The organism is Actinoplanes regularis, assembly GCF_900188005.1.
Classification (GTDB): domain Bacteria; phylum Actinomycetota; class Actinomycetes; order Mycobacteriales; family Micromonosporaceae; genus Actinoplanes; species Actinoplanes regularis.
On sequence record NZ_FZNR01000003.1, the window covers coordinates 83,174 to 104,098 of the forward strand.

General features: G+C 65.3%; 19 protein-coding genes. 17 read left to right on the top strand and 2 right to left on the bottom strand.

The window, feature by feature from the left end; genetic code table 11:
• Positions 1–47 precede the first annotated feature (47 nt).
• The 5 genes from CHC09_RS09905 (at position 48) to CHC09_RS09925 (ending at position 5,314) form a co-directional block, all read left to right on the top strand.
• The gene (locus CHC09_RS09905; protein WP_179277014.1) at positions 48–1,055 is read left to right on the top strand and encodes a 3-oxoacyl-ACP synthase III family protein; all 1,008 of its coding nucleotides are present in this window, start codon (positions 48–50) and stop codon (positions 1,053–1,055) included.
• Positions 1,052–2,245, top strand: a complete 1,194-nt coding sequence (locus tag CHC09_RS09910; RefSeq protein WP_089292745.1) for an acyl-CoA dehydrogenase family protein — start codon at positions 1,052–1,054, stop codon at positions 2,243–2,245. Before CHC09_RS09905 ends, CHC09_RS09910 begins: the two co-directional genes overlap by 4 nt.
• A gap of 23 nt (positions 2,246–2,268) precedes the next feature.
• Positions 2,269–3,510, top strand: coding sequence for an aminotransferase family protein (locus CHC09_RS09915; RefSeq protein ID WP_089292746.1), 1,242 nt, complete (start codon positions 2,269–2,271; stop codon positions 3,508–3,510).
• A gap of 2 nt (positions 3,511–3,512) precedes the next feature.
• Positions 3,513–4,841: a preATP grasp domain-containing protein gene (locus CHC09_RS09920; protein ID WP_089292747.1), complete on the top strand. Its 1,329-nt coding sequence runs from the start codon at positions 3,513–3,515 to the stop codon at positions 4,839–4,841.
• Between the two features lie 89 nt (positions 4,842–4,930).
• The gene (locus CHC09_RS09925; RefSeq protein WP_143232271.1) at positions 4,931–5,314 is read left to right on the top strand and encodes a thioesterase family protein; all 384 of its coding nucleotides are present in this window, start codon (positions 4,931–4,933) and stop codon (positions 5,312–5,314) included.
• Positions 5,315–5,410: 96 nt separating this feature from the next.
• Here the strand turns inward: CHC09_RS09925 and CHC09_RS09930 are convergent, their stop codons facing one another.
• The gene (locus CHC09_RS09930) at positions 5,411–6,364 is read right to left on the bottom strand and encodes a phosphotransferase enzyme family protein (RefSeq protein WP_179277015.1); all 954 of its coding nucleotides are present in this window, start codon (positions 6,362–6,364) and stop codon (positions 5,411–5,413) included.
• A gap of 169 nt (positions 6,365–6,533) precedes the next feature.
• On the opposite strand from CHC09_RS09930, the gene CHC09_RS09935 reads away from it, so the two are divergent.
• Entirely contained in the window at positions 6,534–7,379 is an 846-nt protein-coding gene (locus tag CHC09_RS09935; protein WP_143232272.1) for a hypothetical protein, read from the top strand.
• Here CHC09_RS09935 and CHC09_RS46185 read toward each other — a convergent pair whose 3' ends face one another.
• Positions 7,380–7,766, bottom strand: coding sequence for a hypothetical protein (locus tag CHC09_RS46185; RefSeq protein ID WP_179277016.1), 387 nt, complete (start codon positions 7,764–7,766; stop codon positions 7,380–7,382).
• On the opposite strand from CHC09_RS46185, the gene CHC09_RS09940 reads away from it, so the two are divergent.
• The 11 genes from CHC09_RS09940 to alaS all read left to right on the top strand — a co-directional run bounded on the left by CHC09_RS09940 (position 7,755) and on the right by alaS (position 20,786).
• On the top strand, positions 7,755–8,447 hold the full coding sequence (locus tag CHC09_RS09940; protein WP_179277017.1) for a dTMP kinase: 693 nt from the start codon (positions 7,755–7,757) through the stop codon (positions 8,445–8,447). The two genes, CHC09_RS46185 and CHC09_RS09940, sit on opposite strands and share 12 nt — an antisense overlap.
• Positions 8,444–9,214: a nucleoside/nucleotide kinase family protein gene (locus CHC09_RS09945; protein ID WP_179277018.1), complete on the top strand. Its 771-nt coding sequence runs from the start codon at positions 8,444–8,446 to the stop codon at positions 9,212–9,214. The genes CHC09_RS09940 and CHC09_RS09945 overlap by 4 nt, the downstream gene beginning before the upstream one ends.
• Positions 9,215–9,225: 11 nt before the next feature.
• A complete protein-coding gene (locus tag CHC09_RS09950; RefSeq protein ID WP_089292753.1) occupies positions 9,226–10,224 on the top strand; it encodes a beta-ketoacyl-ACP synthase 3 in 999 nt (332 codons plus the stop codon).
• A 533-nt stretch (positions 10,225–10,757) separates the two neighbouring features.
• On the top strand, positions 10,758–11,528 hold the full coding sequence (locus tag CHC09_RS09955) for a GHMP family kinase ATP-binding protein (protein WP_179277019.1): 771 nt from the start codon (positions 10,758–10,760) through the stop codon (positions 11,526–11,528).
• A complete protein-coding gene (locus CHC09_RS09960; protein WP_203833135.1) occupies positions 11,518–12,564 on the top strand; it encodes a cysteine synthase family protein in 1,047 nt (348 codons plus the stop codon). The genes CHC09_RS09955 and CHC09_RS09960 overlap by 11 nt, the downstream gene beginning before the upstream one ends.
• Positions 12,561–13,802 carry an ATP-grasp domain-containing protein gene (locus tag CHC09_RS09965; protein WP_089292756.1) on the top strand — a complete coding sequence of 414 codons (1,242 nt, stop codon included), beginning with the start codon at positions 12,561–12,563 and terminating at the stop codon, positions 13,800–13,802. Before CHC09_RS09960 ends, CHC09_RS09965 begins: the two co-directional genes overlap by 4 nt.
• A 17-nt stretch (positions 13,803–13,819) precedes the next feature.
• Positions 13,820–14,812 (top strand): ATP-grasp domain-containing protein, encoded by a 993-nt coding sequence (locus tag CHC09_RS09970; protein WP_089292757.1) that lies wholly within the window; start codon positions 13,820–13,822, stop codon positions 14,810–14,812.
• Between the two features lies 1 nt (position 14,813).
• Positions 14,814–15,983, top strand: a complete 1,170-nt coding sequence (locus tag CHC09_RS09975) for an ATP-grasp domain-containing protein (protein WP_179277020.1) — start codon at positions 14,814–14,816, stop codon at positions 15,981–15,983.
• Complete coding sequence (locus CHC09_RS45030; protein ID WP_143232273.1) at positions 15,980–17,209, top strand: MFS transporter; 1,230 nt, start codon at positions 15,980–15,982, stop codon at positions 17,207–17,209. Before CHC09_RS09975 ends, CHC09_RS45030 begins: the two co-directional genes overlap by 4 nt.
• Positions 17,203–17,787, top strand: coding sequence for a GNAT family N-acetyltransferase (locus tag CHC09_RS09985; RefSeq protein ID WP_179277021.1), 585 nt, complete (start codon positions 17,203–17,205; stop codon positions 17,785–17,787). Before CHC09_RS45030 ends, CHC09_RS09985 begins: the two co-directional genes overlap by 7 nt.
• A gap of 326 nt (positions 17,788–18,113) precedes the next feature.
• Positions 18,114–20,786 (top strand): alanine--tRNA ligase, encoded by a 2,673-nt coding sequence (gene alaS, locus CHC09_RS09990; protein WP_089293174.1) that lies wholly within the window; start codon positions 18,114–18,116, stop codon positions 20,784–20,786.
• The last annotated feature ends 139 nt before the right edge of the window (positions 20,787–20,925 follow it).

Here is a 20,925-nt window from a genome sequence, read left to right on the forward strand (position 1 = left end):
TGAGCCACGGGGCGAAGAGCCGGTCGCAGGGCCGCAGGGACCATGCCATGGCGGAGTCGCCGACGGGAATCATCGGCACTGGTTCGTGCCTGCCGAGCACTGTTGTGACCTGCGACGAGATTGATCGGGCGCTCAATGCCAGGCCCGGATGGACCCAGCGGGCGACGGGGATCCGTGAACGGCGCTGTGCCCCCGCCGAGACATCGCTCACCGACCTGGCCGTCGGGGCGGGCCGGGAAGCTCTCCGCGCCGCCGGCGTCAGCCCTAGCGAGGTCCGCACCATCATCGTGGCTACGGTCAGCCCCGACCCGCCGGTCCCGGCGGTCGCCGCCCGGGTCCAGGACCGCCTCGGCGCGACGCACGCCTTTGCGTTCGACCTCAACGCGGCGTGCGCGGGGTTTGTCTTCGCGCTGGAGGTCGCACGGCCACTGGTCGGGGTGGATGTCGAGCGGCCGTTCGTTCTGGTCATCGGCTGTGACCTCTGGTCGCGGATGACCGACCCGCTCGACCGTCAGACCTGGCCGCTCTTCGGAGACGGGGCGGGGGCAGTGGTCCTTGGCCCGGTCAAGGAGGGCGGGTTCATGGCGACGGAGCTTGCGACGAACGGCTCGCTGGGCGATTACGCCGTGGGCGGCTTCTCACCTCCGTTGCCGGGCCAGGCACCAGAGAGCACAGGCCATCTCTTCAGGATGCGCGGCCGGGAGATCTCCGAGTTGATGTTCGAAAAGCTGCCGAAGTTGGTGAATACGGTGACGCAGATGGCGGGTGTCGCCGTGGCGGACGTCGACTATCTGATCTGTCACCAGGCGAATCCCAAACTCGTGGCGCGATGCGCCGAGGAAGCGGGATTCGCCGGGGACCGGAATGTGAGTACCGGCGAAGTGTTCGGCAACACCGTCGGAGCGTCGGTGCCACTCGGAATCGACGCGGCGGTGCAGGACGGCCGGCTGCGAGAGGGGTCTTTGGTACTGCTCGCAGCCTTCGGCGCGGGAATGTCGTGGGGAGGCACCCTGATCAGGTGGTCGAAACCGGGTGCCAGAGTGGAGGAGCGGTGAACACTAGCTGGAACAAGCGTCAGTTAGAGATCCGAGAGCGGTTCCATGAGTTCGCCACCGATCTCGTGGCGGTCGGCACCGATGCCCGCGATCGAGACGGATCCTTCGACCGGGGGATCTGGAAGGAGCTGGCGGCCACCGACTTCTGGCGGCTGCAGGTGCCGGCCGAGATCGGAGGTCTCGGCCAGGACGGCTGGGACTGGCTGGCAGCTTTGGAGGGCCTGTCGCTCGGTGCGCGCGATCTCGGTTTCCTCATGTCTGTCGCGTCGCAGAGCGGCCTGATCCGGCTGCTGGTGACGGCCGGCACCCGGGAGCAACAGGACACGTGGCTGCCGGGCCTGACATCCGGAGACATCGCGGCCACAGCGTCCACCGAGGAGTCCGGCGGATCCGACGTCCGGGGGTTCTCGACCCGGGCGGTCCCCGCGGCCGGTGGCGGCTTCATCCTGAACGGCGGCAAGGCGCACATCACGAACGCGCCCGTCGCGGATGTCGTCATGCTGGCGGCTCGTACCGACACCGAGCCCGGGGCCTTCGAACTCAGCCTGTTCGTGACGCGCACCACCGCCGACGGGGTCGAGATCGGACCCGGTGAGGACCTTCTGGGACTCCGGACGAGTCCGACCGGGCCGATCACGTTCCGCGACGTGCACCTCGATGCCGACGCAGTGATCGGCGGCGTCGGTGAGGGCCTGACACGCCTCTACAGCACATTGGCGTACGACAGGATTCTGTTCGGGATCATCGTCGGGAGCTCCCTGGAGGCACAGCTTGAGCCACTGGTGCGACAGCTCGAGACCAGGCACGCGTTCGGCGCACCGCTGAGCGGGCAGCAGTACATGCAGGAGAAGGTCGTGTCGCTCGCCATGGCCGTCGAGGGGTCCCGCGCACTGGCCTATCGGTCGTTTGGCCAGTTGGACGGCCGGCACGATGGATACAGCCTCAGTGCCTCGGTGACGAAGCTGTTCGCGTCGACAGGTCTCGTCGGCTCGGGTCTCGACCTGGTCCAGGCATTCGGCCACTCGGGCTACGAATCCGGCAGTGCGGTGGAGCGCAACCTGCGCGACTCGGTGGCCTTCAAGATCGCCGCCGGGACGGACGAGATGCAGAAGAAGAACATCTTCAACCACGTGCGGCGTGCGTACCGGTCCGACGAGACCGCTCGAGGTTCGAGCGGGTCGGGGACGTGATGACGGGAGCATCCGCACTGCCGATGGTGGATCGGGCCGAGGGGGTCATGATCGTTGACACCGACGGCCGGGAGTACGTCGATGGGTGCTCGGGCACGATCTGCGTGAACATCGGCCACGGCGTGCCCGACGTGCTCGAGGCGATCTCGAGGCAGTCGCGGCTCGTGACGTTCGCCCATCGCAGCCAGTTCCGCAATCAGCCCGTCGAAGACCTGTCCGCCGTGATCCTTTCGATCACCGGCCACGGGTACAGAGAGGTCGTCTATACCAATTCCGGCTCCGAGGCGATGGAGACCGCACTCCGGCTCGCCATGCACCACCACGCCGGGACCGGGCGGAACATCATCGTCTCGCAGCGGCCGAGCTATCACGGCATGACCGTCGGCGCGCTCGCGGTGTCCGGACATCCGCCTCGCCGTCGCAACCTTGAGGGTCTGCTCAATGGGGCGGCGAAGCTGGAGCAGGTGTCATCCTCGTGCGACACCGAGATCCTCCCTTCGCTCGAGGATTGGTTGTCTGTCCTTGAACGGATGGATCCCGCACGCGTTGCCGCCGTCGTCCTCGAGCCGGTCGGCGGGGCGGCTAGCGGAGGAGCGGAGACGGATGTCCGGACGCTCCGCGGGCTCCGTGAGTTCTGTGACCGCACGGGCGCTCTGCTGATCGCCGATGAGGTCATGACCGGATTCGGCCGGGTCGGTGAATGGTTCGGTGTCACGAAGTCCGCGATCACGCCCGACCTCTTGGTCACCGGGAAGGGTCTTAGCGGCGGTTACCTTCCGATCGGGGCCTGCATCGTGGGGGAACGCGTGATGCCCGGTATCTCGGTTGCGGAGGTGTCGATGGGGCACACGATGAGCGGCAACCCGCTGGCCGCTGCGGCGGCGCTTGCCGTGCTCACGTACACCCGCGACCACCAACTCGTCTCGCGAGCGCGGGAGGTGGGCGCCTACCTTCGGCGGGAGCTGGCACTGATCGCAGAGTCGGTTCCCTTCCTCCGGCCGCCGCGTGGACGAGGTCTGCTCCTCGGCGTGGGGATCGAACAGGACCCGGCCGATTTCGCGACCACGCCGTTGAACCGCCGGATCGTCGATGCTGCGCTGCGGAACGGACTCCTGGTGTACCCCTCGGGCGTCGACGCGCGTTCGCAGTCGGTGATGGTGTGCCCACCACTGACGATCCGTGACAAAGAGGTCGAGATGCTGATCGCACGCCTTACCCGTGCGGTGTCCGAGTCGTTCGTAGCAGAGCACGTCGGAGGAGCGTGACGATGGCGACCTTGTACGTCGGAAACTCGTTCAACGAGACCCTTGTCGGTGACCTCAGCCAGCTCGACCCCCAGACGCGCCGGATCGGCGGCAACCTGTCCTGTCGGTTGGTCTGGTTAATGGAGCCCGGCGACCTCCTGGTCAGTCCACAACCCATCAGCGACGAGTTCCTCGCCTACGCCTCCTGGCTGAAAGGCACGCCGGTCACCTCGGCAGATGTCATCGTTCCCCCGCCTGGGGAGGCCGGCGGAGACGTGCTGATGGCGGACCGGCTTCGGGGGGCCCGGTTCGTCGACGAGTTGCGAGCGACGGTCGCCGAGCGAGGACTCGATCGCATCGTCCCTTACTGCTACGACCAGATCATCGCGTCGCTCGCCCGCGACGTCGGAATCGGGTCGCGCGAGGCGAGTGTCGCGTTCTGCGAGGCCGGCGGTGCCGACCTGCTCAACCGGAAGACGGTGTTCCGGGCGCTCTGCGGGGGTGCCGGCGTCCCCATCGCAGAGGGCCTGGTGACCCGGTCGGTGAGCGACGCGGTCGACTTCGTCGCCTCGTTCATCGAGGCGGGGCGGTCCGTGATCGTCAAACAGGACGCGCTCGAATGCGGTCACGGCAATGAGATCCTCACGCCTTCGGTGGACACCGTTCAGCTGGGAGCCGCTGTGCTCACCGTCGTCGCGGACCGCCACGCCGTCGAGAAGCGGCTGGGCGAGCAGTGGCCGCGCTTCAGTTCGAACGGCCGTGATCCGGTCGTCATCGAGCACTACCTACAGGACGCGATTTCCTTAGGGTGCGAGGTGGACCTGACCGGCGAGTCCGCGGTTATGCGCCACACCGCGGAGATGCGGATGACGCCCGTCTTCGGCGGACTCCTGATACCCCCGAGTTCGATCTCCAAGGAGTGCGACACCGAGTTCTCGCGGTACGCGCTCGAACTCGCCGACGTCGTGCACGCGATGGGCTATCGCGGGCTGATCAACATCGACGGACTGGCGGCCGACGACGGCAAGACCGTCGTCCTCAATGAGTTCAACGGTCGCCTCGGGGGCTCCACCCATCTCCACTGGATCGGCCGGACGCTCGTCGGCGACGACTACCTGCTACGCCGGCACCTCATCAGCAAGAACGACCTGAAGGCGAATTCGTTCACGAGCGCCGTAGCGGCGCTGAAGCGGGCCGGCTTGGCGTTCGATCCCGAGCGTGGCGAGGGCGTCATCCTCACCTGCGATCACACCGCCCAGTCCGGTGCGGTCGAGTACTGCGCAGTCGGGGCCGACGTCGCCGCAGCCGATGACTACGAGCGCCGGCTCAACCTACTGCTGACGTCGCGCTGACGACATCGGCGGACAACTGAGCGAACGTCGGACAACGAGCCATGGCTTCCCCGGTCTGCAGTGACCAGCAGCCGTGAGGGAGCCTCGACATGTCAGGAGAAATCGCCGTGGTCAGCAATGAACGCCGTATCACCGTCAGCCCAGAGGACTCCGCTTCGCGCTGGGGAAATCCCGGTGTCGAGGTGCTGTCGACACCAGCCATCCTCGGCCACGTGGAGCGTCTGTGCGCCGACCTCCTTCAACCGCAACTGGCACCCAGCGAGATGACGGTCGGCGTGCGGGTCGTCATGAATCATCGTGCCCCCGCCCGGATCGGCGAGGTCGTCGTCATCCAGGCGACCGCTGCCGGCGACGTCTCGCAGCCTCAATTCGATTTCGCCGTTAAGAGCGTCGACGGCAGTGTGCTCTGCGACGGTGTTCACCAGCGCGCCGTGGTCGACGCCGACCGGTTCCGAGCCCGCATTTCCGGCTGAAGCCCCGATGGCACTCTGCACCTCGGCCGCTGGCGGTCCGACGACAGTCGTCGTCGACGAGCGGCCGAGGTGCGAGTCATGGGCGCCGGAGCACGGTCAGCCCCGTACCGCCGTCTGGATCAGGCCTCGGCGGACCGGGAAGTGCTCGAGCAGTGACGACGTGCCGTCGACGGCGAGGGCGAGCACCTCGACGAGCCCGTCGCCGGGGCAAGGGTGGTAGACCTTGGCCATGTCGATACGAAGCCGCCACAGTTCCGTCAGCGCGGTCATCACGTGGTCCCACAGGATCCGCTGCTCGGCCGTGTCGTCGCCGTCCAGCGGAGCGACGGCCCGGTAGCCGGCGAGAGCGACCTCGACCAGGTGCAGGGGAATCTGCGCGAAGTCGATCGCCGGATCGAACCAACCCGCGTCATCCCAATCGATCAGCGCGCCAAGCCGGCCGTCGCACTGCAGGATGTTCCCAGGCTTGAGGTCGCCATGCACGAAACGGCGATAGCGGTGGGCGTCGCTGACCGAGGGCTTCAGGGCGTTCAACAATTCGTCGAACCACTCGGCCAGATGCGAGGCCACCACGCCCGCTTCGACGAGTCCTGTCAGGATCGCGGCGTGGTCGAGCGGGCGGGTCCACTCCTCGAGCCAGCCCTTGGGATCGTCCACGTGACCCACGGTGTGGTGGAGTGTCGCGAGTTCACGTCCGACGTCGTGCCAGACGGCCGCGTCGGACGGCAGGACCCGTGCGGACGGGGTCACCGAGTCGCCGCGCACGTACTCGAAAACCGAGAACGGGACGCTGAATATCTCCAGGCTGTCGTCGAACGCAACGAGTGATCCGGTTCGAATGCCGGCGGAACTGGCGGCGGGCGCTGCAACTGACGCAGTCAGTGTTTCTCCGATCGCCCGCGGATGGTCTCGCGGTATCTTCAAGATATATTTGTCGCCGAGCCGGTACACCGAATGCACATTACCCGACGAATTGAGACGCTTCGTCTTCCGCGGGTCAATGTCGAGCTGGTACCGTTCGATAACCGCCGAGGCCTGGACCAGTGTCACGGTCGGGAATGGTGCTCCATCGTAAGGCGGCCGAATTGGGCGTCGAATCGATGTCATGGTGAAATACTCCCCGCACTAATCATGTCGATCTCCGGTTCGATTAGGTGAGATGCGCATGCCCAAACTACCTCCCCCGGCACCGATGCAAAACACTTGGAAGGAGTGTGCAATGGCTGAATCCGAGACAGGGCGACCGGAGCCGATGGCGCGGCTGGTGAGAGAGGGGTCGGTCAGTTCCTCGATCGGTCACCTTCAACAAGTGTTTTCCGGGATCACCGACCGCCTCCGAATGACACCGATCGAACAAGTCGCCACCCGGCTTCGAGCCTGGGATAATTACCAGCGCGCTTCCTTGGGGCGCGGCGAGACCCCGGCGCTGGTTGCCGGCGCCATCAAGTCTTCCTTCTCGCTGTCCGAGACCAAGTTTCAGCCTCGTGGAGAAGCGGGACTAGAACTCCCCGACTCGACCGAGGTGCCGGCGTTCGCATATCTCGACGGCATCGTGCGTCTTGCGGCGCAGCTGGCGATCCCGGAGGAATTCGACGAGCAGCGCCTTGTCGTGACACTGTTCCTCTACCGGGTGATAGCGCGCGCTGGGCAGGTCTACGAAGGATTTCTCCACCGCGACATCGCTTCTGAGCAGGAGCCGGTGGGCAGTGTGATCTTCTATCCCACGGTGCGGACGCAGAACATCGAGGGAGCCGAATTCGGGGCCCACTTCTCCGACCTTCCCACCGAGGAGCTACTGGGCCGCGACCACGACGTCACATTTACGCCCGAGGAGTACGAGGGTGCCGCACTCGTTCTTGGCTACCCGCACAATCTCGCGCACGGCGTCCGGCTGGGAAAGAACCCTCACGCTGCCCTGACGGACCCGACGAGGGCTCGCGCCGACGATGTGCGGGATCTCATCGATCCTCGCGAGACCACCTTCGTGAAGGACATGGCGGTACTGACCTTCACGAAGGCGCCGGCGATCGAGGTGGACATGGAGCCGATCCGCGCCACTCCTTGATCATCCAGCGGTCCAGATCGGCCGTCCGTCGGGCACGGTGACGATTTGAATGTTCCACCGTGACTGTGTGTTTTTTCGATCGCCAGGGCCACCGGCAACGATCCAGATCCCGTCGAAGTCGATGCCGGTGGTCGGGCCTTCGGTGGTGCACCGGTCGGTCTCGATGATTGTTCCATCGATGCTGACATGGCTGTAGTCTGCGGCCGTCGCGGCGATCAGCGTCGATTTCCGAACCTTTTCGACGACGCGGCGGATCGGAGGTGTTCGGGTACGCCGTGTACGGAAACAGCCCGGATTCGGCGTGTCAGGCGTGGAGGAGAACGTTGGATGAATGATTCTAACGGTGGCTATGGTGATCTGGATTTCCGCATCGGTATGCGACGTCATACCTGGCCCGGGAAGCTCATCGCGGTTTCAGGCATCGATGCCAGCGGAAAGACAACATTGATCCGGTGTATCGCATCGGAGGCGAGGCGCCGCTCGGTCGTGGTGCGGCGGTTCAAGTTTCCGTCTCGGAAGTTGAAGGAAACAGCGCTATTCCGCGAGTTTGACAGGGACCGCCAAGGGAGTCTGGACCGTGGGTTCATCGACCCGTTTGGGTTGACGCTCGTCCTGATGGGGGACCGCCTCCTCACACTGCACAATCAGGTGAAAAGCCATCTTCAGGCGGGGCACACGGTAATTATCGACCGGTATTTGTTCACTACGCTGGTGGAGTTCTTGCTGACGCCGTACTCGGCCGCCGAACGGCGCATCGTCTGGGACTGCGCCGGGCATTTTCCCCGGCCAGACTGCTATTTTTTCGCCGATGTTCCAGTGGATGTTGCCGCTGATCGGCTGCGGGACCGCGGGGGAGCAGAGGCGGAATCGGTCGATCTGGAAGGCATGTCCATGAGGGCGAAGCTCTTTCGCGAGTTCGCGGCGCTGAACGACGGTGTATCGATTCGAACGGATATCGGCCTTGCGTATTCCATGGGAGCTGTCAGGGAGCGTCTCACCGCCATCGGTGCGCTGCCTTCGCAGACCTGCGATACCGGGAGAGTAACGAGCGCGAGGGAGTCGCAGTGAGTCACACCGACCGAAGCGAGGATTGGACTTCTGTCGTATTAGACGGGCCGTCCCATGAATACCCCGGCCGGCTTTTGGCCGTCGAAGGGTCGGACGGGTCCGGAAAGTCCTATTTCGTTTCGTGGCTCATGGCGGCCATGCGTGACGAAGTCCCGTGCACGCACGTGTTGATGCCGGGAGAGCACATGCGCGCCTATGACCTCTGGCGGGCATGGAGCGACGAGTCTCTCGGCTTCGAACGAAGCCTCATTGACGATATTGGATTGAAGCTGATGGCGGTCGGCGATCGCTTGGTCCGGCTGCGGGCGATCATTGAACCCGCCCTTCAGCAGGGGCACCTCGTGATCTGCGAGCGATACGCCCTAACTCCGCTGGTGTTCAATTCCGAAGCGATGTTCTCGGAGCCGCTACGACGACTTTACCGACCGGACCTCGGGCTGTTGTTCGACGCGCCGAGCGATCTCCTTTTCGACCGTGTGCTGGCGCGTGCTGACTCACCCGTGCACCCGCAGACGCGACACGACAAGGATGTCGAGGTCAGGCGGTTTCGTGAGGTGGCCGAAAAGAATCTCTATTCAGTTGTGGACACGAGGCAGCCCAACGACTTCGAAGACATCAGACCCCTCTTGCGGGAGATGTTGCGACCGAGAGCGGGCGAGCTCTCACGGGTTCCGGCGAACCCCGAGGACTCCACTAATCCGCCACCACAGGCCGATGCTGCTCGTATTCCATTGGTGCGAACGTTCCTTGGGGGTATGAACCGATGAGTGATGGCGTAATGCCAGCGAAGATTCAGGGCCGCGCCCGACGGTCCGCCCGCATCCTGGGGATCGGCGCCTATCGGCCGAACCGCGTCGTGGGTAACGAGGAGATCAGCAAGCACATCGACTCTGACGACAGTTGGATCCAGGCCAGGTCGGGTATCGTCTCGCGCCGATTCGCGGCCGCCGAGTCCATCCCCGAGATGGCGGCCTGGTCCGCGAGCAAGGCGCTCAGTGCCGCCGGTCTCACTCCGAAAGACGTGTCGTGCGTCATCCTCGCGTCGATGTCCTATCTGCACCAGGCGCCGCCAGCGGCTGCCGCGTGTGCCGCGGAACTCGAGGCGACCGGTGCTGCGGTTTTCGACATCGGAGGGGCCTGTGCAGGATTCTCCCAGGCCCTTGCGTTGGCAAACAGTCTCGTTTCATCGGGCGACGCGCAGTATGTGGTGGTCGCCGGCGCCGAGCGGATGAGCGACATCGTCGACATCACAGACCGGTCCACCGCATTCCTGTTCGGCGACGGCGCGGGCGCGGTCGTGGTCGGACCCTCGGAGCAGCCGGGCATCGGGCCCGTCGTCTGGGGCAGCGACACCGAGCATCTACACGCGATCGAGCAGAGTGCGTCCTTCGCGGCCTTGAAGACACCGAGTGCTGCCCGGTGGCCCTACCTGGAGATGGCAGGTCCAGAGGTGTTCCGGTGGGCGATCAGCGCACTCGCGGATGTCATACGTGAGACGTTGGACGCCGCGGGCCTCAAGCCCGGGGACATCAACGCGCTCGTACTGCATCAGGCGAACGAACGGATAATCGAGAGAGTCGCGAGTCAACTCGAACTGCCGGCGTCCGTCGTCGTGGCGCGCAGTGTCCGTGTGGACGGCAACACGTCGGCGGCGTCCATTCCGATGGCGCTGGAGGTGTTGTGTGCCACCGGACAGGTCCGGCCCGGCGACCTGGCGTTGCTGGCCGGATTCGGCTCCGGGCTCGGCTACTCGGCGCAGATCGTCACCGTTCCCTGAGCCTACTGGCCTTCCCCTCGTTGCGTAGAGACCGTGACTGCAAGGAAGCTGAGGGTAATGGCGGGTAAGGGACGGAAGTTTGACCCTACGGGTCGGCGAGAACCCTTTGCCCAGGTTCAAGGTCATTGTCGCCAGTGACAGGTTGGTCGATCGGCAACCGGTGATTGTTGTGTCGCCGTGCCTGGTATCGATACGGCCGTTCTTGACGCCCGGTCTGAGGCTCATCCGTTACGCCAACGAGCCCTCCATAAGTGGATAAAGCCCCTCGCCGATGTCTATTGGCGAATCCAACAGCGTGAGGCCATCTGCGGGTCGGAAACGGCCTACGCGCTTCACCTCGCGAGAAACGGGGAAAGAGAACTATGACGATTACTGACCGAATCGATGGTCTCCGGCCGCCGTCACCAGCAGTCACGCGACAGCTCGGTCCGGCCGCCCGGCAAGGTACCGGCTCGTGCCATGCGCACCACGGGGAGATCCTCCAGGGCGTTTTCCCAGATCGGGATGCCCATCATCATCATGCATTGGTCACAATGCCGTTTCCGCTCTTCGCCTCGACGGCTTGCTTTACCCCGGTACAAGACGCGGACGTCGAAGGCGGGCCGCTGCTCTGGAAGGCTGTCCGCAGCGCCGAGGAGACCCTCTTGCGCATCGGGGCCCCGGACTGGGGTGGCACTGTCGAGGTTCACTCGACCATTCCGAGAGGACGAGGTCTCGGGTCCTCCACCGCCGATGTCGTGGCGACAGCACGCGCCGTCGCGCATGCCTTCGGTCGGCGGCTCAGCCCGCAGGAGATCGGAGAAATCGCAGTCGCAGCCGAGGCCGCGTCAGACTCGTTGATGTTCGATCTGCCGGTGTTGTTCGCCCAGCGGGAGGCGCTTACGCTGGAGGCATTCCCGCATAGCCTGCCGCCTTTCACCTTGATCGGCGCAGATTTTGGCGGCTCAGATGTGGATACGCTCGCCGCGCCTCAGATCCGTTATGACGCCAGGGAACGCGCCGATTTCCGAGCCCTTCGTGGTGCCCTGCGCCGGGCACTGCATCTCGGCGACAGCAGCCTACTGGCCCGGGTGTCGACCGCGAGCACCGTGATCAACCAACGGTATCGCCCGATCGCCCAGGTTGACGCTCTGCTGGCAGAGCACGCCAGCTGGGGTGCGATGGGCATCCAGGTCGCACACAGCGGCACTGTCGCCGGCGTGATCTGCCCGCTCGGAGATATGGACGCGGCGAAACGTGCCGCCGCACGGCTTGAGTCACTCGGAGCGATGGAAATTTGGAGGTTCGATGTCGGTGTCTGTTGAGGTCGCCTCGGACGTGGTCGAGGCAGCATGTCTGCCGCGGCTGATCCGGCTCGCACCGAATCTGGTCGGCGCCGCGTTCGACGTCATGAAGATGCTGCCAGCCGCCCACATGGTGGATGAGGCGATTCGGGAGGGCCGGATTGGGCCCGGCACCACGGTCATCGACACCACGTCCGGAACTTTTGGCCTGGGCCTGGCTATGGTTTGCGCGCTGCGTGGTCTTCGGCTTCACCTGGTCAGCGACCCGGCGGTCGAGGGGTTTCTGGCGCAGCGGCTGATGGACCTCGGCGCGGAGCTGACCGTGGTGCGCGAGCCGGCCGCCGATGGCGGGTTCCAGGCTGCGCGGTTGGCCGTGGTCGAGCAGCTGTGCGCTCGTTACCCAGACCATTTCGTCCCCTCTCAGTACGGCAACGTCAACAATCCGTTGGCGTACGCGGCAGTGGCTGAGCAAATCGCCCAGGTCGTGGGCGACGTCGCCTACCTGGTGGGTCCAGTCGGGTCGGGCGGTTCCATGTGTGGCACCGCCCGGGCTCTGCGGTCGGTGTTCCCCAGCCTGCGGGCTGTCGGTGTCGACACCCATCACAGCCGGCTGTTCGGCCAGCAGGACGGACCGCGGCTACTTCGCGGTCTCGGCAACAGCCTGTTGCCATCCAATCTCGACCACACCGTCTTCGACGAGGTGCACTGGGTCGACGCTTCGCCGGCATACGCCGCAACCCGGGCGCTGCATCGTCAGCACGCGCTGTACATGGGCCCCACCAGCGGTGCCGCGTACCTGGTGGCTAAGCATCTCGCCAGACGCCGTGAGGGGACGGTGGTGACGCTGCTGCCGGACGCCGGGCACCGGTATGAGGCCACCGTTTATGACAACACCTGGCTGGCCGGTGTCTGCCCGGACCTACGCCTCGACGACCGCCTGCCGACCGATCCCGAGATGGTGACGGCCGTGCCCATGCGGGGCGAAGGATGGCAAGCGATGGCCTGGGAACGGCGCAGCTTGCATGACGTGCTCGCTGATCAGGACGGGAAGTCATGAACGGGAAACTGGTGATCGTCGAGGCCCTCGGCACCGGACACGGGCTTCGCCTGCTCGAGACCGCCTGCCGGATGGAAGTGCCGACGGTATTCATCACCACCTCGGTAGATCGTTACTCGCGGGACGTCAGCCGAGAGGTGCTCGACAGCCCGCCGCCGTCGCTACGCATCTACTCCGGTGTCGACACGCGTGATGCCGGCGCGATTGCCGATTCTCTAACACGGGTTGGTCGGATCGGCGGAATCCTGGCCCCGGTCGACCGGTCGCTGTCCGCCACCGCGCAGGCGTGCGCGAAACTCGGCCTGCCTTTTCTAGATTCGGACGTGGTCGGTCGTTGCGCCGACAAGGCCGCATTCCGTGAAGCCTGTAACGAAGCTGGGGTTGCCCAGGTCCGCGCGATCGCCGCGGACACCGTCGGGGGCGCCCTGACCGCGGCGGAACAACTCGGTTATCCGGTGGTGGTCAAGCCGGCGACCGGAACGGCGAGCCTCGGCGTGCGGGCTGCGTCGTCTAGCGATGAAGTGACCCGGGCGGCGGAACTGATCCTCTCCGGCGCCGAGGGGCTGAGTTCCCGGGTCCTGGTCGAGGAGTATCTGGTGGGCCCGCTGGTCAGTGCAGAGGTATTCCGCCGGGACGGGCAGACGTTACTGCTTGGGCTCACCGACCGGATACTCAGCGCGCCCCCAACCTTCGCCGAACTCGCTTGGACGTTTCCGCTGGCGCTGCCCCCCGACACGTCGGATCAGATCCGGGATGTCTGCGTTCGCGTCCTCGACGCTGTCGGATTCACTCAGGGACCCGCCCACGTTGAACTCGTTCTCACGGCGTCCGGGCCCCGGGTGGTGGAGATCAACCCGCGGATGGCTGGCCGGGGACTCAGCTACCTGGTCAGCACGCTGTCCGGGTATGACGAGTACGCACTGACGGTCGCCGCCGCTATCGGGGCGCCTGCACCGGCCGCTGCGGCCCCGACCACGGGCAGGTACGGCGCTGAGCACGTTGTTTCAGGCCCCGTCGGTACCACGGTCGGCGAGAAGGACATGGAGATCGTCCGGAACCTGCCAGGCGTCGAATTTGTTCGACTTGCTCCTGGCGGCCGGAACGTGACCCCAATCGGCGACGGGCACTACGACCTTGGCGAGGTTCTGGCCTGGGGCGCGACCTTCGCTGAGGCACAGATGCGGGCCCGATCCGCGGCCCAGTTCCTGATGGGCCGCCTACGCCCAGATCACCCCTGAACGAAGGACAAACCACCATGCGCATTCTGCTGCTCGTCGGCTCACCCGCCGACCTCGACATCAGCCACGCTCTCTACGCCAACAACCTTGTCGACCTCGGCCATGAGGTACGGCTGGGCGTAGTCAACAGCATTTCGGCCCACGGCCCACGTCTGCGTTGTCTGTCCGGGCCAGTCACCGCCACGCTCGAACCGTACGGCGCCTACCCCGGAGAGATGACGGTCACCGACATGACCGACTGCGACCTGGTGTGGGTACTCAACCAGCCGCATCCAAAGATCAGCGCGGATGTCTGGCAACTGCTCTGGCGTGCGAATCTGCAGGTTCCGTTCGTCAACGACGTAGTCGGGCTGCTGATGCTGAACAACAAGAACAATCTGCCCCTCGTGGTTCCCTCCGAGCATCTGCCGCAGACCTGGACGGCGAACACGTTTGCCGCGCTGTCGGCGGTGTACGAGCAGAATCCACAGCAGAGGTGGCTGGTCAAGCCGCCGAACTCCGGTGCGGGCGCCGACGTGTTCGTGCTGGAGCCGGGTTCGACCAACAACCGGGCTCTGCTGCAGTCGATGACCGGCAATGACACCGCCGCTGGTTCGATCACCCGTGGCGGACTGGAGGGCCTACGCAATCGCTACTGCGTGCTGCAAGAGTTCGTCGAACACCGTGAGGAGAAGCGGGTGGCACTGGCCAACGGCCAACCGGTCCGTTCGCAGGTCAAGCGCATCTCAACGGCCGACCACCGTGGCAACATCACGCAAAGCGCCGACTTCGCGATCTGTGACCTTGATGACGACGAGCGCAAGCTGGCTGGCCGGGTCGGCGAGGCGTTGCTGGAGTTCGGCATCCGGTTCGCCGGTATCGACGTCGCGTATCCCTACGTCTTCGAGGTCAATCTGGTTAATCCGGGCGGCTTGGTGGAACCGGTGCAGTTGGGCCTACCCGACGACTCGCGCGAGGTAATCGCCGAGATTATCGCCTCCGTGCCGGATGTCGCGAAGCGGAGTCAATGAGATGAGTCGCGTTCTCATCGTGGGGGCCCGCGACTCCAGCATCGACTATCTCGATGACCGCTCGATCACAATCGACCTTTTGCAGTCGCCGGAACGGCTCACCGCTCGCCAGTCCGCCGTTGCCGACCGGGTCAGACTGGTCGACCTACACGACATGCCGGCAGCGCTGGAGGCTGCCGCGGAGCTCCACGCTGATGCACCGCTCGACGGCGTGACCGCGTTCCACGAGGCGTTCCTGGTGCTCGCCGCACGCATCCACGAGGCGTTGGGGATCGCCGGCAACCCCCTGCTCGCCACACGGGCCGCGCTCGACAAGGCGGCTACGCGGGCCGCCGTCGGCAGGTCTGGGCTGCGTAACCCGTACCACCGGGTGGTGCTTGATGCAGGGCAGCTGATAGACGCGGTACGCGAGGCCGGCCTGCCCTGCGTCGTCAAGCCGGTGGACGGGGCGGGCAGCGCCGGCGTGCGGGTGATCTCCGACCCAGCGCAGCTCGTCCCGGATACCGTCAATAGGCGATGGCCGTTGCTGGTCGAGTCCTACATCGACGGACCCGAATTCAGCGTCGAAACCGTTTCCCGAGACGGTCGACACGAGGTAATCGCGATCACCGAGAAACTGGTCACGGACGGCCAGTGGCGGGTGGAACTGGGTCATCAGCTGCCGGCGCGGCTTCCAGCCGAACTCGCCGCGCATATCTCTGAGAGTGTCGCCGCGCTGCTTGACCGCCTTGGCCACCGCGTCGGGCCAGCACACACAGAGTTTCGGCTCCGAGACGGAGAACCGTACCTGATCGAGACACATACTCGTTACGGCGGTGACCGCATCTGGGAGATGACCGGACTGGTCACAGGATGTTTCCCGCAGCCGGCCACGATCGCTGCCCTGGCCAGCCGGCCGCACCCACGGCGCGACCCGATTGCGCCTGCGGCGGCCATCCGATTCCTGACCGGGGAGCCGGGCGTCGTCGACGAGGTGACCGGGGTGGAGGAGGCACAAGCCTGTCCGGGCGTGCACGAGGTTGTGATCGATGCGGTTCCCGGTACCGAGGTCCGCCAACTTCGCAGCTCCGAGGACCGTATTGGTTACGTTCTGGCAACCGGTGACGATGTGGTTCAGGCGATCGCCGCAGCCGAGCATGCCGCGAGCCGCGTCCGGGTACGGCTTCGATGAGCGCGGCGGTCAGTGTCGATGCCAGCGCGGCAGGTCACAGGTTGTTCGCGGTCCCGGCGTTCCGGGCCATGGCGATCTCGACGATGGTTGCCGCGATCGGAAACGGGTTGTTCGCCGCGACGAGCTTCCTGTACTTCACCCGAATGCTGACCATGCCGTCGACCTTCGTTGGCACGGTACTGACCACTTCCGGCATCATCGCGATCTGTGTCGGCGCGCCGATCGGACGGCTCATCGACCGGGTGCCGGTGGCGCGGGCAAACATTGTGGTCCTCGTGGCGCAGGCGACCAGCGTGGCAGCGCTCGCATTCATACAAGGACCCATTCCATTCGCGCTGGCCGCTGGACTGGTAGCCCTCACCGGCAAGGTGAAGCTGGCCGCCAGGGGTGCACTGATTGCGTTGGCTTTCGCCGGCACTGACCGGGTGCGTACGCGTTCATGGCTGCGTAGCCTCAGCAATCTCGGAATGGCCGGCGGTAGCGCTATCGCCGCAATCGCCACCGGTGTGGACAAGCCGTGGTTGTATCGGCTGGCCCTGTTGCTTGTCTCAGCCACGTACCTGGTCTCCGCGGGACTGCTTCGCCCGCTGCGCACGGTGACCGCGTCGCCTCGGGCTGACGCGGGAGCCGGCGGCCGGCGCGGCGCGCTGCGCGACCGCGTCTACCTGACCATCGCATTGCTCAACGGCCTGCTCGGCGTGCACTACCTGTTGATCGAGGTGGGTGTGCCGGTGTGGGCGCAGAACGGTCCGCTGCGCGCGCTCTGGCTGGTATCGGCCGGCCTGATCATCAACACTGTCGTTGTGGTACTCGGCCAGGTGCCGTTGACCGCCCGTCTCTCCGGCGTCAGCTCGGCGATTCGCGCCCAGATCTTGGCGGGAGGGCTGTTCGTGGCATTCGGCGCGATGCTGCTGATCGCGGGGCACTTACGGGGTGTGCCCCAGGCCGTCTGGGCCTGCGGCGCGTTCACGGTGTACAGCCTCGGCGAAGTGCTGCAAGCCGCGGCGGCATGGGAACTCAGTTTCGAGCTAGCCGATCCGAACCGTCCAGGCGAATACCAGGGAGCGTTCGCGTCCGGCGCTGCGCTGGGGCCAGCGCTGGCCCCATTGGTCATTACCGGCGCACTCAATGCTATCGGCGATGTGGGCTTACTCGCTCTCGGCGTCGGCCTACTCGTCCTGGCCCTGCTGCAGGGCCCGATAGTAAGTCGAGTTCAGCCGTGTTGAACTGGGCCGAACTGCGTACCGAGCGGTTGTGGCTGGACCGGCCCAGGATCGACGACCTAGCGCAACTGCACGCCGTGCATGCCGACCCGCGGACCAACATGCACAACCCGGCAGGGCCGACGACCGATATGGTCCGCAGCCGAACCATGGTCGAAGAGTGGCTGACGCACTGGGATCAGAACGGGTTTGGGTACTGGGTCGTTCGGGAGGACCCGCCCGGCGAGGTGATCGGCGCCGGCGGCCTTCGCCGCCACGACGTGGATGGGGTGAGTTCTCTCAATCTCTACTACCGGTTTGCGGTGGCGGCATGGGGCCGAGGCTATGCGGCCGAGCTGGCCACCAAGGCGGTAGAGCTGGCCGCCCGGGACCTGCCAGGGGTGCCGGTCGTCGCCATCGTGCATCCGGACAACATTGCATCCTGGAAGGTGGCGGTGCGGGCCGGGCTCCGGCCGGCCGGTCACACCCAACACCATGGTGGAACCCGGCTGCTCCTTTCGACACCAGCCCACCAGAAGGCCTTTGGGTTCGACACCGCGTCAACCGTGAATGAAGTTTTACCTTCGAGCCGAACACCTTGAAACCAGACAGGGGCCCGGCGGAACGATGTTCAGCTCGACGACGGCGAACATCTGAACCGCCTGCCGCCGAACCCGCTCACGCTGAGCGCGTTCGGCCTGGTCCACCCCCGCCGCCATCGCCGTACCGGGTGCGATCAGCAGAACCCGACGCCATACACCCAGTCGATCACCCAGAAGCCTCACAGTGGACCTGAGCCAGACCCTCACCCCAAAAGGTGTCTAGACTGCCCGATGGCACATGACAACGTGTCACACACGATGGGAAAGCCACAACGGAGCCGAGCGACCTCCGCAGATCGCTCGGCGACATGGAAGGACGAATGCTGATGAGGTCGGCGGAAATCCGCAAACGCTGGCTCAAATTCTTCGAAGAGCGAGGGCACGCGGTCGTGCCTTCAGCATCGTTGATCGCGGACGACCCGACCCTGCTGCTGGTACCTGCAGGCATGGTGCCGTTCAAGCCATACTTCCTCGGTCAGGAAAAGCCGCCCTTCCAGCTGGCCACGAGTATCCAGAAATGCGTGCGCACCCCAGATATCGACGAGGTTGGCAAGACCACGCGCCATGCCACGTTCTTCCAGATGTGCGGCAACTTCTCGTTCGGGGACTATTTCAAGAAGGAAGCGATCACCCTCGCTTGGGAACTGCTGACCTCACCGCAGGACGCGGGGGGCTACGGCATGGATCCCGAGCGGTTGTGGATCACCGTCTTCCACGAGGATTCCGAAGCTGAGGCGATCTGGCGCGATGTCGTCGGCGTCCCGCCGGAGCGGATCCAACGCCTGGGCATGGGGCCGAACTTCTGGTCCATGGATGTGCCGGGACCCTGCGGACCTTCGTCCGAGATTTGCTACGACCGCGGCCCGGAGTACGGCCCCGAAGGCGGCCCGGCCGTCAACGACGAGCGCTACATCGAACTGTGGAACCTCGTGTTCATGCAGTACGAACGAGGTGAAGGAACCGGCAAGGAGGACTTCGAGATCCTCGGGGAGCTGCCGGCGAAGAACATCGACACCGGTCTCGGCCTCGAGCGGCTGGCGATGATCCTCCAGGGCGTGAACAACATCTTCGAGATCGACACCTCGCGTGCCGTCATCGACAAGGCGACCGAGCTGACCGGAGTTCCGTACGGCGCGGATCCAAAATCAGACGTCTCGCTCCGCATCGTTTCGGACCACATGCGGGCGTCGGTCATGCTGATCGGAGACGGGGTCACACCCGGCAACGAGGGCCGCAGCTACGTGCTGCGCCGGATTCTGCGCCGCGCCATCCGCAATATGCGGCTACTCGGCTCCACGGGGCCGGTGGCCAAAGCGCTGCTCGACACCGTCCTCGAGATCATGGGCGAGCAGTACCACGAACTGCTGGAAGACCGCGCGCGTATCGAAATTGTCTTGCTGGCGGAAGAGGCCGCATTCCTCAAGACATTGAAGACCGGCACCGCCATCCTCGACGAGACGGTCACCGAGACTAAACGCCGTGGTTCCTCCGTCCTGAGCGGCGACCAGGCGTTCATGCTGCATGACACGTACGGCTTCCCTATCGATCTGACCCTGGAAATGGCGGCGGAACAGGGGCTGCAAGTCGACGAGGGCGGCTTCCGGCAGCTCATGAAGCAGCAGCGGGATCGGGCCAAGGCCGACGCCCGGGCGAAGAAGGCCGGCCACGCCGACCTTTCCGCCTACCGGGAGGTGGCAGACCAGGGCGGGGCCGTCGAGTTCACCGGATACGAGTTGTTGGAGGACGAGGCTTCGGTCATCGGCCTGCTGGTCGACGGCGTCCCCTCGCCTGTGGCGTCCGAGGGCGACGAGGTCGAAATCGTCCTGAGCCGGACGCCTTTCTACGCCGAGGGCGGCGGCCAATTGGCGGACCACGGCCGAATTCAGACACACGCGGGCGCCACCGTGATCATTCACGACGTGCAGCAACCGGTGCCGGGCGTCCTGGTGCACTCGGGCACGGTGTTGGTCGGCGAAGTCACTCTCGACTCGACGGTGCTTGCGACGGTTGACGTCGAGCGCCGTCGTGCCGTCTCCCGTGCGCATTCGGCGACTCACCTGACGCATCAGGCGCTGCGCGACGCGCTTGGCCCGTCGGCCGCGCAGGCTGGCTCGGAGAACTCGCCCGGGCGATTCCGCTTCGACTTCGCCTCACCGTCCGCAGTGCCGCACTCCGTGCTCACGGACGTGGAGCAGAAGATCAACGACGTGCTGGCCCGCGAGCTGGAAGTTACCGCCGCGGTGATGACCATGGATGAGGCCCGCAAGCAAGGGGCTGTCGCGATGTTCGGCGAGAAGTACGGCGACCGGGTGCGCGTCGTTACCATCGGCGACTACTCCAAGGAGCTGTGCGGCGGAACGCATGTTCGCAATACTGCGCAACTCGGCCTGGTGAAGCTGATGGGCGAGTCGTCAATCGGCGCGGGTGTTCGGCGGGTCGAGGCCCTGGTCGGCGTCGACGCGTACCGCTTCCTGGCCCGCGAGCATATGTTGGTGAGGCGGCTGACCGAGTTGGTCAAGGGTAGGCCGGAGGAACTGCCGGAGAAGGTCGCCGGAATGATCACGCGGATCCGGGACGCGGACAAGGAGATCGACCGCTTCCGGCTGGACAATCTCATGCAGGCGAGTGAGTCGCTGGTGCAATCAACCGAGCACGTCGGCGGCGTTGCGCTGGTCGCTACGAAGGTGCGCGACGGTTTCGCCATGGACGACCTGCGGCGGATGGCACGGGACGTGTGCGGGCGATTGACGTCCACAGAGGCTGCGGTTGCCTTGTTCTCCGTCAAGGACGGCCGCCCGTTGTGTGTGGTCGTGGTGAATGAGAGGGGGCAGGCGAACGGGCTGAAGGCCGGCGAACTGATCCGTACGGCGATGACTGTCCTTGGAGGACACGGAGGCGGCAAGGACGCCATGGCGCAGGGAGCGGGCACCGACCCAGGCACCGTGGACCAGGCAATCGCCGCAGTGCGTCAGGCCGTTCTCGCAAAGACCTCGTCGTAAATCTTTAGAACTTTCGTTCCGGAATCAATTCGCAGGCCGCGGACTCAGGTTCGCGGCCTGCGGGATGTTCTCAAGTATTTTCGAACATTGATTGTTATCTGCTCTGTAGCGTTGGTAAGGCCGCCGGGCAGCCGTTGTG